The sequence below is a fragment of the Vibrio sp. 10N.286.52.F8 genome (genome assembly GCF_041468745.1).
GTDB lineage: Bacteria > Pseudomonadota > Gammaproteobacteria > Enterobacterales > Vibrionaceae > Vibrio > Vibrio crassostreae_C.
In genome coordinates this window covers 13,010-27,023 of sequence record NZ_JBFRJF010000007.1, presented here as the reverse complement: position 1 = coordinate 27,023, position 14,014 = coordinate 13,010, and the positions used below count along the sequence as shown (strand labels likewise).

At 44.4% G+C, this 14,014-nt stretch carries 4 protein-coding genes; 2 read left to right on the top strand and 2 right to left on the bottom strand.

The genetic code is table 11. The features are described from left to right. Positions 1-21: 21 nt before the first annotated feature. Entirely contained in the window at positions 22-396 is a 375-nt protein-coding gene (locus tag AB4133_RS02370) for a nuclear transport factor 2 family protein (RefSeq protein ID WP_017060338.1), read from the bottom strand. A gap of 144 nt (positions 397-540) precedes the next feature. Between AB4133_RS02370 and AB4133_RS02365 the strand changes: the two genes are divergently transcribed. Next, positions 541-1,407 (top strand): LysR family transcriptional regulator, encoded by an 867-nt coding sequence (locus tag AB4133_RS02365; protein ID WP_017065956.1) that lies wholly within the window; start codon positions 541-543, stop codon positions 1,405-1,407. 28 nt (positions 1,408-1,435) lie between these two features. Here AB4133_RS02365 and AB4133_RS02360 read toward each other — a convergent pair whose 3' ends face one another. Then, positions 1,436-3,295: a helix-turn-helix domain-containing protein gene (locus AB4133_RS02360; protein ID WP_372223893.1), complete on the bottom strand. Its 1,860-nt coding sequence runs from the start codon at positions 3,293-3,295 to the stop codon at positions 1,436-1,438. A gap of 306 nt (positions 3,296-3,601) precedes the next feature. Here AB4133_RS02360 and AB4133_RS02355 point away from each other — a divergent pair, with 306 nt between their 5' ends. Further along, on the top strand, positions 3,602-13,996 hold the full coding sequence (locus AB4133_RS02355; RefSeq protein ID WP_372223974.1) for a hypothetical protein: 10,395 nt from the start codon (positions 3,602-3,604) through the stop codon (positions 13,994-13,996). Positions 13,997-14,014: the final 18 nt, after the last annotated feature.

The following is a 14,014-nucleotide window of genomic DNA, read 5'->3' as shown; positions in this document are numbered from 1 at the left end:
TTCTAGCTGTTAATTACAGCTCTAGCGTTCGCCTTGAACTTCGAAGTTGTCGCTGACTAAGCGAGCGCAGCCATCGGCTTCAAGTGCCCAGTGTTCATGATGTACAACGCCAAACGCTTTGTTCATTGTCCAACTCGCGGTAAGAATGTAACCGCCGTCTGGGTGCTCTTCCCATTTTACATCGGTGTAATCAACGTCTTTGAAACCTTGGTCGATGATGTTTTGCCAAAATGCTTGAATCGCTTCATGACCTTCAAAAGTACCAAATGGACGCGCTTCCATTACACAGCTTTTAGTATATTGATCGGCACAACCTTTCGCATCTTGGTTGTTGAAAGCCTTTTGCCACGCGTTAATGCCTTGCTTACATGCTTCTAAAATTTGGTTGTCTAACATTGTCTTTCTCCATAACAGTCTTGTTGTTTCGAGCACTGTCTTTTTTATTTGGTATTTCGATAAGTTGAATTGAGTTTAGTCTTGGAAATTGATTTGAAAAACAGAGATAATAGAAAATACTGTTTGTAAAAAGAGAACAATAAGATGAGTAAGCTAAAGCAGATGTCGATTTTCGCTCATATCGTAGAGCAGGGTTCAGTCTCGGCTGCGGCTGAAAAGTTAGAGTTGTCTAAATCTGTCGTCAGTCAACATCTCAAAATTCTAGAACAAGAGTTAGGCGCCTCTCTCCTTAAACGCACAACACGAAGACAAACTTTGACAAGCATGGGTGAGCGCTTTTATTTGAGTTGCAAAGACATCAATGTGATCGCTGAATCGGCTTGGGATATGGTAAAAGCCGAGCTAGAAGAGCCACAAGGCCGGATTCGTATCACAGCTCCGAATGCCTTGATGGATTTATTGGTAGCGCCTGTTATTGCCGAACTGATGAAACAATATCCGAAGTTAAAGCCAGAACTGATAAGCGACGATCAGCATTTAGACTTCATGGAGCACGATATTGATCTCGCGGTACGAGTGGGCAGTTCTCGTGACAGTAACTTAAAGCAGAAGAGGTTAGGTGAGTTTAAAGATGTGTTATGTGGCGTTGAAAGCATGCGTGAACGTGAGCTTGAATCGATTCCTTACATTGCAAACTCTTGGCAGGGAAAGCAGGTGACTCATCATTTTAGTTCTCAAACTGAGCAGGACTTTGTCTACCAACAGCAAGCTAGTTGCGTCACCAATTCGTTCCACAGTTGCCTTGCACTGATTAAATCAGGTGTTGGTATCGGTGTGATTCCAGATTTCTGCATTCCTCAGTTATTTGGTGATGTTGTCGACGTGCTGCCAAGCTTTGAATTACCCACCAACACGGTTTATGCGCTAAATCCATTCGCTTCAAATACGCCTATCGCCATCAAGCTGTGTATCCATGCGTTGGAAGAAAAGCTTAAGCAGAATTTAGTATAAGCTTTCTATCGTTGGTAAAATCCGGTGCTTAACCATATTTACTAATAAAAGAAATAACATGTTTATTACTCAGTAATTCAATCTTGTCGATAGTCAGTACGCAATAGCGGTAGTTTTTGTTTTTGAAGGTGATGTTCGACTTTTCTTCTGTTGGTTCTGAAAACTTCCATATTTCAAATCCGATGTTCTTCATAAGTTCCAATGCACTTGGGTTCTTAATGATCATGGAATACTTTTTAATCTTAGTATTTCTTGCAAGAAGCTTCATATCGGAAATTAGGTTCGCAATAGATTGTTCGCGCTTCTCAGAGTGACCGCTAACCACAATGTAATTTAAGTTCTGGTTAGAATCTAAAGAGCAAGCTTGCTTAATATGTAGATGCTTATTTTGGTATTGCTCGAACACCTCTTCGTTGAAGAAAAAACCTAGGCTATGACTAACAATATCGCCATTAACATCGACCATTTTTCTGCCATGCGCCTTTTTTTCACTGCAATAGAGAAACAGATCTATGGTATCAAGGGCTGAAGGATCCATCTTTGTATATTGTGAAATCAGCTTTATTCTATCTATTATTGCTTTGTCATTCTGATCTGTCATTAGTGGCATGATCTGACAGTCGCAGCCTTCTTCTATTTCCCCTTTAGTGATAGACGATATTCGGCTTTGAAACGAAAAGAACCTCTCACGAAGGAAGTCTTCAAGTAATGCACTGTCTTCGTTATCTTCTGAATCAAAGGATTTCAACGTTGTATACAAGTCCAGACCAAGGCAGTCCAATAGCTTTAGGGCTTTGTAATTACTTGGCTTTACTTTGCTATTTTCCCATCGATTTATCGTTACGACATCTACAGAGCTGAATTCATCATCTAAGTGATTAATGTATGCCGCAAAACCCTTTTGCGTTAACTTCAATTTCTTGCGCGCTTCGCGCAGTAATTGCGGAAATTTCATCATGGTAGAATATTCATCTTTGATTAGTGACATTACGTTCCGATTAGTCAGATAGTCTATTTTATCAATCGTTAATATACAGTAGCTATAATATTTATTTTTGAATGTAATATTACATTTTTTAGCAGAAGGTTCTGAAAATTTAAATACTTCAAACCCCACACTCTTCAAGAGTCTCATCATATTGGGGTCTTTTACTAAAACAGAATATTTTTTAATGTTTTTGTTCTGAGAAAGTAACTGTATATCTGAAACTATATGCTCAATAACATGATCTTTTGTCTCTGAGTGTGAGCTTATATTAAAATAATTTATGCTTTTGCTTGAATTTAAAGAGCAGGCCATTCTTAGATCTAGCTCTTGAGTTTTTAATGTTTCAAATTGATGGTCTTCAAAGAAAAAGCCTACGTTGTGACTCACAATGTCGCCATCAACATTGATCAGCTTGTGACCATGTGCTTTTTTCTCACAGTAGTAGAGATATAAATCAATTTGGTCCAGTGGCGAAATATCGACTTTTGTGAATTTAGAAAGTAGTTTGATTCTGTCGATAACGCCAGTGTCACACGGCTCTGACATTAAAGGCAGTGACTTAAAGTTGCGTTTGCCTTGTTGTTGATTCAGGCCTGATAGAGCTGAAATTCTACTTTGAAATGAGCCATAGGATTCGTTTAAAAACAGTTCGATTAACGTGTCTTTTTGTTCGGACTTAAAGCTCTTTATTGTCTCAAACAAATCTCCGCCAAGGTACTGTAAGATCTTGAGTGCTTTGTATGTACTAGGCTTTACCTTACTGTTTTCCCAACGATTTATCGTTACGACGTCAACCGCATTAAACTCGTCGTCCAGCTGATTTAAGTAGGTTGCAAACTCTGTTTGTGTAAATTGAAGTTCCTTTCTGAAGTTACGTAACAACTGTGAAAACTCACTCATTAAAACATTAACCTTCTGATAATTAACTCAATGTCTTGATTCTAATTTAGACATCAGATTCTCTATTTAACATCTTCAGTAATTTGTTTTTTACAGATGTTAATTGTTCGGATTATTTGAACTGTATGTTGCGCATGTCCCTAATAGGCTAAGTGCCAAATTAGTGACGTCAAATCTATGGCTTTTTGCCTAGACACTTGTCAATCTACTGTGAAGTGCGCGTTAATGTTCAGATACAACCTTGCCTTTTTCTTATCTATTTTATTGATTCCATTTGCCTCCTATGCGGACACAACGGGTCTTGTTATGGATCTGTCTGTTGACAGCGCGTCTTACGACAACGACCAAGAGGTGGCTTATACGCTTGTTTTAACGAATGAGTCGGATAAAGCTATTGCTGAGTTGGACGTTAAGGATGAGCTGTTAAATATCTTAACGACAGATGACCAAGGGAATAATGTCAGCGCGTTCTCGCAAGTCTCGACTCAAGCGCAATCCTCCTTCCTGTCATCTCCAGGTGATTACAGTCGCTTCGGAAACTTAGATGCATCAGGTGTGCGTATTGCGGCTGGTGGGTCAGTGACCTACACCATGGTCGCCACCGTTTCTGCTAACGCAGCCGGTACGATTGATAACTTCGCAAGTGCGAGCACTGGACTATTGGATGCTGTTGAATCAAATACAGAATCCATTCAGCGTGGTGTGTATCAACATGATGTTGTTGTTTCGGTCGATAAAGCGAACTATCAACTCAATAACAAACTCACCTATAAGATTAAGGTTTCGAATACTGGCGATACGTTTATTCAGGCGCTCGACGTTCAAGATATCATTTCAGATATAAAGGCACTCAATATTGAAGGGGCTTTGCAACAAGCTTTTACTGACAACGTTAACTCTGCCACCAAGGTTGAAGGCAGCAAAAGCGATCCAGGCACCTTCGCCGAATCAGGGGACTTATCAGTAAGTGATGCGTCGATTGATATAGGCGGTTCTGTGACTTACGAAATTAAAGCGACCGTTGCCGACAATTTAGTCGGCGACATCGTTAATGACGGTATAATCGCTGAAACACGCGATGACTTGGTCACAGTTGATGAGGTTATCACTCCACCCACTGAGCCTAGTATCACCCTGACACATACCTTGAACCAATCGGATAACTACCTAGTCGACGATGAGTTTTCCTATACGGTCACGGTTGCTAACCAAGCAAACACTGGTATCGCGTACCATTATTCTGTTCAGCAGTTTCTTGCGGATCTTGAAACCGAACTAGGCAACGATGTCAGCAACGAAAAGAACGCAACTGACACGGTTGGTAACCCTTACGATTTTTGGACCAATGAAGTGACCTCGATCGGTTCTAATAGCCTTTCTGAACTCAATGCATCTGGAAAGGAGTCCAACAAGTCACTAGAAGACAAAGTGTCTATCTATCCTGGTGAGCAGATTGTTTATTCCGTTGTGGTGGACGTTAGCCCTGTGTCTATTGGTCAAATTCCCCAAGTTGCAGCCCGAGTGGTTGATGCTGATGGCCACGCAGATTCTGGCGATGCTTTGGCCAATATTCTCGATTCGAAAGACGTTCTGACGACGTCATCAAGTCAAATTACACGTAATAAGAACACCACAGATACGACTTATGTTCCGGGGATAGTCGGTGATAACGAAGTGGTCTATGACATTGTTATTTCTAACAAGGACACAGAGTTCTTCGCCAACGATATCGAAGTCTTCGATAAATTTGCTTGTATCGTGACAGAGCAAGCGGATGGCTCTAATGCTTCAGCATTTTCCGAGTGGAAGCTTGAAGTCGCTGATAGAAGTGGTGAAGGATCGAATTATGGTTCATTTAATTACAATACTTGGACAACAAACGACATCAATTTGAAAGTCGACCTCGCACCTGAGGGCTTCGTTCATTATAAGCTGACCGCAAAAGTGGCAGATACCAGTGTGGGGCAGATTGTTGATGATGGTACCGATGCCGGCTTGTGCTTAGGGGATAACTTAGGCGAGTCGGGTTCTGGCGTCCAAATGCCAAACTCGAAATTAAAGGTCCAAAAGGAAGTGGATTCTCGTTACTACTCAGCTGGCGGTACCCTGAACTACGACATCACGGTAGAGAATAACGGTGACGGCTATGCGATTGATATACCGGTTTATGATGATTTAGTCTCTGTCATGACTCAGTCTATTAATGATACACCGACTAAAGCGTATTTGAGCTGGATTATTACTGCGAAATCTTATGCCTCTGACGGCTCAATTTCGACAAACAGTGATCCCGGCTTTACTGATGACATAGAAGGTAATCAGAAGAATCAAAAGATCTTAGATGTGAAGGCAAAGCTAGCTCCACACGATAAGATCGTTTATAGCATTGCCGCGACCGTAAACCCCATTGCCGATGATGAAATCCGTAATGAAGTGACGGTTGACAGCGTACTTTATTCCGATAGAGGCTCATACCCACGAGATTACTACTTAGTATTGGATAAGCGTGTTGATGGTCATGACGAACAAAACGCGTATACCGACACCACCAATACTGTCACTTATACGATCAGCATTACCAACCCAGCAGGGAACGGTTTCGCCTCTAACATCAATGTTAAAGATGAAATCAGTACCATAGAAGCAGAGTTACTTCACGAGCCGGGTGAAACCAAGCCCGTGTTCTCTTCGTGGACGATCAGTGCAGAAAGAGAGGCAGACTCCCCGTGGGTGAAAGCCGTGACTGACCCTGGATCGTTCTCGGATAACAATGATCTGGATGCCACCGCTCAGATCCCGCCAGGTGCGACGATTACTTATACCATTGTTGGGACACTCGATCGCAGTGTCGACAGTGAGATTCTTTGGGGATCATTCACCAATACCGCAACAGTGACGGGACCAGATACTAATCTATCGGATACGGTACGTACCTATCCTAGCGAGCCGAATCTTGTAGTCGCTAAGACCGCTCAAAATACCGACTTTGTTGTAGGTGAGCGCGCTACGTTCAATATTTATATCTATAACCGCGGTGTTGGCTATGCAAATGACGCAACGGTACAAGATAGTATTTCAGCGCTTAACTTCTTTAATAGTTGGACAATTGTAGGTTCGACCAACACAGATAAACCGGGTTCTCGTTACGGTGACATTGCTAACGACACTGACATCGATACCGACGTTGATATCACTCCCGGAGGGTGGGTTCACTATGAGGTGAGCGGCATTGTTAAGTCTGACTATGAAGAAGAACAAGTATCGAACCGTGTTGATGTTTACGATCCTATTACAGACCGTGACCACAGCTCTTCCGCTCAAATAGATAACTCACACAGTACCTATGACATCAATGTTTCATTAGCCAAAACGACCGATGTTGTCCGCTACACGCCGGGTGAAGATCTCACCTACACCATCGTTATTGGCAATAACAGCGACACTGATGAGACCGATCTTATCTTCATGGATCGCCTGAGTGAGATCACTACTACGCTAGCGAATGATAAAGATGGTGAAGTAGAAGATGTTCTTAATCAAAACCCGTTTGACTATTGGTCTGTTGATACTGGCTCTGGTTTCGGCCCTCAAACGACTGAAGATGTGGAGTTCCCAGTTTCAATTCCGGCCAAAGACTTTGTCACGGTGCGTATTAAGGCGCATGTCAAAGACAATGCGGTATCTAACGGTGTAGCGGACAGAGACGGCGGCATAATCCGCAACGAAGCCGTGCTGATTCATGATGATAATGCCGGTTGTACTGACGATTGTGAGTATGCCAAACGTGCCGTGGCTGAAAACCATCAGGTACATAATAACGGCGGCGTTGTTCGCACTACTAACATTAACCGCTACTCTCCGGGAGATGAGTTGACTTATACCATTAGGTACAACTCTCAAGATGGACATGGTTATCGAAACAACGTAGACGTTAACGAACTGATTAATGACATATCAGTGGAGCTACAAGATGGCAATTCAGGTAATCCATTTTTCGATGATTCGGTAGGTTCAAACAAGTTTACGGTGGCGGTTGCTAAGAGCGATCCTGCGAACGCGGGTACAACAGATGGTACCAAAGACGGTGATGTTGCGAACGACACTGACATCGTAACCTCGATTGATATCGATGCTGGCGAAGACGTGACTTACACAGTAACAGGTACCGTAAGACCGGATGCGGTCGGTGATATTCATTATCGAGATACCGTCGTGATTCCCGATGGCTACCATTTAGATTTTGATAAAACGACTGATGAAGCGGTGTACGAGCCCGCTCAAACCGTGACCTATCACTTAGTGATTGAGAATGACGGCAAAGGTAACGCTCACGATATTCCAATCGTCGATAACCTCGAAGATATTACGGTCAGCTTAGTGGATGGTAATACAGGACCAGCGTATTCAGATTGGACCATCACATCGATCGCAACTGGAACTGATTCTGAGTATGTGGATGCGGGCGCAGGTGCTGGCAATGTTTACACATCAACCAACAGTAACCTAAATGTTGAAGCCGATATTCCGATGGGCGCTAAGCTTGAGTACCAAGTTGTCGCGACCATCAATGACAAAGCCAATGGCGATGTTGTTAACGTTCTAACCGTTGATGGCGACACCATTTCTCATGATATTCAGCAAGAAGCTCGTAAAGTTGATTTTGAAAAGAACATTCTGGCGTATTACGACACGGATGAAAACGAACTGGTTGGCGCAACTAACTACATGCCAGGTGGTTATGTTGAATATGAAATTTTAATTGAGAACATTGCGAGCGCCCACGTTGATGATATGAGCTTGCGTGATGACATCGACCAAATTAACACTCAATACTTTGATGGAACGCGTGGCCCTGCATTTGATAGCTGGACGATTGAAACATTCACTGATAGCTCAGGTATTTCCAACCCAGATGTTGATAACTCAATCCAAGACAATAAGCCGATTGATACTCACTTCGATATCTCGGCAGACAACTTTGGCGGTGTAGTATTGTCATCGTTTGTGCGTTACGTCATCAAGGCCAAAATCAGTCCGAAAGCAGTAGGTTCTTTCACTAACCGAGCGTACATCGATGAAGACAACGGAAATGAACTAATTGCCGTATCTCCACCTGCAAAGATGGCTGAGCCTGAAATTTCGTTCTCTAAGAAAGCATTTTATGACGCAGGCCTCTCCTCGGCAAAGACTGAGTATTCTCAAGTCGCTGGTGAAAGTGAGGTTTATTACCGCGTTGAGATTAAGAATGCGGGGGATGGTATAGAATATGGTTCTCGCCTTGAAGATACTATTTCTGCAATTCAGACTCGCATTGCAGAAGATGCCTCGACGTCTGGCACTGACCCTGTCGGCCAGCCATTTTTATCTGGTTGGGAAGTGCAGCTAGAAAAAACGGCAGCGGTAGGTTCGATTACAGACGCGGTTGACTTCGTTTCTGGTAATAACGTCAATATTGATAACGACATTGTTATCGCGCCTCAAGAAAGCCTAACGTTCACCATCCATGCTGAGATTCGTGAGGATGCGTTGGGCGATATTCAAAACAAAGCGAATTATGACGGTAAGGTTCGTACTGCGACTCTAATGCCACTAGGAAATAATATCAGTGTTGAAAAACGCGTGGTGTCGATTAACGGCAACCCGTTCAATGATGGGGATACCTATCTGCCGGGTGACGAAGTTGAGTATGAATTTGTGGTCACTAACACTGAAAACGGTTGGGCGAATGATATTCAAATCAAAGACACGGTAAAGGATATCCAAGTTGAGGTTATTGGCGGAACAATGGAGTCTGCCTTTGTTTCGGGCGATATCATTCACGAAATCAGTAATGGTATTGATGCCAACGTCGATACCTATGTTCCTAGCTATAACCCAAACAATAACCTGAATATTGAAACCGATATTGCCGCAGGTGAAATACTGACGTTTAACTTAACGGGTGTTATCCGTGATGACGCTTTGGGAACTATCGAAGCCAACCGAGTGACGGCAGAAAATGAGTCTGCGACGTCAGAAACTATCCCACCTCAAGAAGCTGAGCTCGACTATTTCAAAACCTTGGTTTACACCGATGGTGAATCGGCTGGTTGTTCAGTTCCTTCAAACGATGGCAGTAGCTGTACCTACGCACCTCGCGGGGATGTTGAGTATCAAGTTACGCTAGAGAATACGGGTGATAGCATCGCGAATGACGTGAGTGTTATCGATGCTATTCATACCATCAAAACCGAAGATGGTGATGATGCGTTCTCTGAATGGACCACCGCGATTGCTGTGGAACCTGTTGGTTCTTATGACGTACGAGGTAACTACAACGGCAGTGTACCATTGAATGCAACTGTCGACCTTCGCCCAGGTGAGCACATTGTATTTGACGTGAAAGGCAGAGTTTCTACGTCAGCGACAGGTACCATCACCAATACAGCACAAGTGAATGGCGATAACACCAACGATATTGTCCTCAACCCTGGCCGCTCGAACATTCTAGTTGATAAGTGGACAGATACACCTACGTACGTACCTGGTGGAACGGTGAATTACTACATCGATATTACCAACGATGATGTGGATTCTGGCCTGTTTTCAATCCGCGACATCATCAGTGGCTTCGAAGTCGAAACTGTCGATGGTTCGATGCAAACCGCACTCACGGAGTGGAGCGTCGATTACGATGTGCTTTATAACTCCGCGCCATCAGACCCTGACGCTAATGATTTTTCAGAGTTAGATAAGCTAGTTGGTCAAAACAGTCCAGACATCGATTTACCTGTCGAATCGATCAAGATGGCAGGGCGTGACGATGCCGGTACGGGTGGCGGCGATAAGTACACAGTTGTCCGTATTCACGTCCAAGGCAAGGTACGAGATGACGCGATTGGGCGCTTCACCAATACGGCTTATCTGCGACATGGTTTGGACGATTCGAAGATCGCTCGCTTACGAGAAGGCTTTATCACGCCGAAGTCGGGTCAATTGGTTCTAACCAAAGAAACGACGCCAATTGCAGAACCTGATGCCAAATACCAACCGGGTCAACCAATCTCATACAAGATCACTGTGGCTAACACGGGTGAAGGTTACCTTGTCGATCAAGTTCTAACCGATCGTATCGACACCATCATGACAGAGGTGGCTAACAGCCCAGATCAAGAGCAAGCGTTGACAGGTAATTGGATCATTAGCGACGAACAGCTTGATGGCAGTGGCGATCCAGCCCTGAACGCTCGCAAAGATGTGGTTAATAACGCACAGGGTTATAGTGCGACTTACAGCATTCACCCGGGTGACAGTTATTCATTTGTCGTGACCAACACTGTTAATGATAAGGCCAAAGGCGAGATCACTAACGTCGTTAAAGTTGATAGCGACGACGGTGAGCACTCTGCAGACGCGACCTACATTCCAGAAGATGCGCAAGTTGAGATCACTAAAGATGTCGATAAAGCAGAGTACCTTCCGGGAGAAACACTTCAGTACACCGTGACCGTTAAGAATAACGGCTTAGGTTGGGCTGAAGATGTTGCTATTGAAGATGCGCTGAAGTCGGTTGAAACCACGATTGCAGGTGGTACGACTGAACAAGCTTTTGACCCTGCTTCAATCCAAATATCGGCGGTATCGACAACCGGTGAAACCCCAGTACCGGATGCAACCCGTGGTGAAGACCTTCATGAGACGCTCGATATTGCGCCTCAAGACAGTATTGTTTTCACTATTCAAGTTTCGACTAATCCGTTGGCGACAGGCGATATTACTAACATCGCATCAGCGACCTTTGACGGCACAACATTTGATGACAGTGCTACCAGTACACCAGTGTTGGCGACGGTTTCGGTCAAGAAGACGGTTGATACGCCATCGTATGAAGTAACCAAGCTGATTAACTACGACATCACCGTAACCAACAGCTCTGATGCGTTTGCATCTGGTGTTCAACTTCAAGACATCATCAGTGACATTCAAGTCGACACGACCGCGGATAAACAAGAGTCGGCATTCCTACTATGGGAAGTGAGCTTTGACGCCTCGGATGATCGCTCTGTTGTCACTCCCAAGACGTTCGACTTGAGTGAAGATATCGATGTGAGTATGGATGTGGCGCCACAAAGTACCGTGACATTCCATGTTAAGGCGTTGATTCGTACGACGGCGATTGGCGATATCAGTAACACGGCAACCATCACTTATAACGGAACACCACAAGACTCAACGGTAGTCATGACACCGAAAGACTCTGAGTTTGTTGCGACGAAAACTAACGTACAAACCGAGTATGAGCCGGGTGGTGAGCTGGAATTCTTGATTACCATTGAAAACACCTCTAACAACTACATCAGCGATTTAAGTGTTGTCGATGACATGAGCACGATAGAGGTGGGCTATTACGATGGTACCACTGGGCCTGCTTTTGTTGCTGGAACCACTTCTTTGGTTGTTGAGTCAACCACGGTAGGAACGACGACGGAGCAAATTAGTCCGATTGAGTACAGTGTGGATATTGCACCGCACGGCACAGTTGTGTTCCGCTCAAAAGGCACCGTAGTCGATACCGCGACCGGACACATCATTAATACTGCGCAAGTAGATGGCGGCGATGTTATCAGTCCTCCAGTTCAAACAGTTGCGGCTGTGGTTCAAGCTGAGCTGTTTACCGATGCCCCGTATTACGTGCCGGGAGAGCAGGTTGAGTATCACTTAGTGGTGCAAAACATAGGCCGAGGTATAGCCAAAGATGTCGCGCTTTACACCCAGTTCTCTGAATCCATGGGTGATCATATTGATGGTAATTTTAGTAATGCGTTTGATGAATGGACACTAACGGCAACATCAGAAGGGGCTGAAACTCAACCTGGCACCTTTGATGACGACAAAGACCTGTTCACCTTGGTCGACATATCGCCGGGCGGCAAGATTGATTACACGTTCACATTGACGGTCAACGAAGACATGCTGACTAATATCGATGTGCTTGGATACTACCTCGACTTAACTGGTAGCCCAGCGATGCGCGCTCGTTCTAAAGGCATGTTGGCCTCTGAAACCTCGATGCAGGCAGTGGCAGATCAAGTATCTGCTTTGGATTTGCCGCCAGTGGGTGCTGATCTGGTTGTTGAAAAACGTTCTGATAAGCCTGAATACACCGAAGATGACGACAGTGTCACTTATTACTTAGCCGTGACCAACAACGGTCAAGGTAACGCGGCTAATGTTCGTCTAACCGATGAGATCAGTGGACTACAAAACAGCACAGGTAATAAAGTCTTTATCGATTGGACAATTGAAGGTGTGGAAGTCGACGACTCGGGCGCGGTTATTCAGCGTCATTCTTTCCCGTCGAATAAAGACTTAGACACAACCGTTAACCTGAAATCCAACAAACGAAATGCTTACGCGTTTGAGGTCGTGGGTACGCTAGGTAAGGGCTTGGATGACGACATTACCAATACCTTTACGGCGACCGAATCTGACGGTACCGAAACCAGCGACAGTGTAACTACTCATATCAAGAAGATTCCTGATAATTCTGGAGAGTTGGAGCTGACCAAGTCTGCGTTGCAAGATACCGCGCAAGTGGGTGATGCGGTTGAGTACGAGATCATCGTTGAGAACAACAATGAATCTTACTTTAAGAACGTGACTGTGGAAGACCGTTACCCAGGTGGTCTGAAATACATCGTGGATACATCAGAAGTTGTGCTAAGCGGCATTGATGGTGAGTTCGGTACGGAAGACGATCAGGTTATCTCTCAAGATCCATCAGATACGGGCAAGTTAATGTTCACATCGTTGAACTTTGATCCGGGCGAGAAGCTGCGTATTCGTTACTTATTGCGTGTCTCGGTAGGTGCCACTTTTGGTGATTACATCAACACCGCAGTAGCGAAGGTTGATGGCTCGGCTGTTTCTAATGAAGACACCGCCAAAGTGACCATTGAGCCGGACAAGGTGTTCGATACCTCATCGATCATCGGTAAAGTTTTTGAAGATCATAACAAAGATGGATTCCAAGCTGATGCAACCGCGTTTGATGTTGAGCTAACTGCGAACTTAGCAACACAAGGCTACATCGCTGATTCGACGCACATCATTCGTGATGGTCAAGACGTTGCTATTCAAGATGGTGCGATAACCACTGCACTTGAACAAGGTTTGGAGCTTGGTGACCTTTGGGGACATTCAGTGAACCGAACACTGCCAGAAACCAGCAAAGTGGTGATTCAATTTAAAACTCGCACACAGCAAAGCTTTGATTTCTACGTCACAACCGATGCGGGCTCTCGTATCGAGTTCGACGCACAAGGTCAGATTCAGTTTAAGCATGAATCGGACAAGAAAAAGGGACTGAGCGCGGAAAACCTCAACGTAACCAGAAACCTGTATCGCGATGGTGAGGATTACCTGTGGGAAATCGTTATCGAGAACAAAGGTATTTACGAAGATGGTATTCCGGGCGTTAAGTTGATGACGGTTGAGGGAATCGTTATTTACACAGACCAGTACGGTCGTTACCACGTGCCCGACCAATGGGTACTCAATAAGAAAGGTAAGAACTTCCTAGTGAAGTTGGACACTGATTCGCTCTCCACCTCCATGGAAGTGGTAAGCGAAAACCCAAAAGTGTTGCGAATTACCCCGAACAAGCTCACCAAGTTCAACTTTAGCGTTCATCGCAAAGACCAACAAAGTGAACAGAAGTAAGCCATTGGAACCGTATCT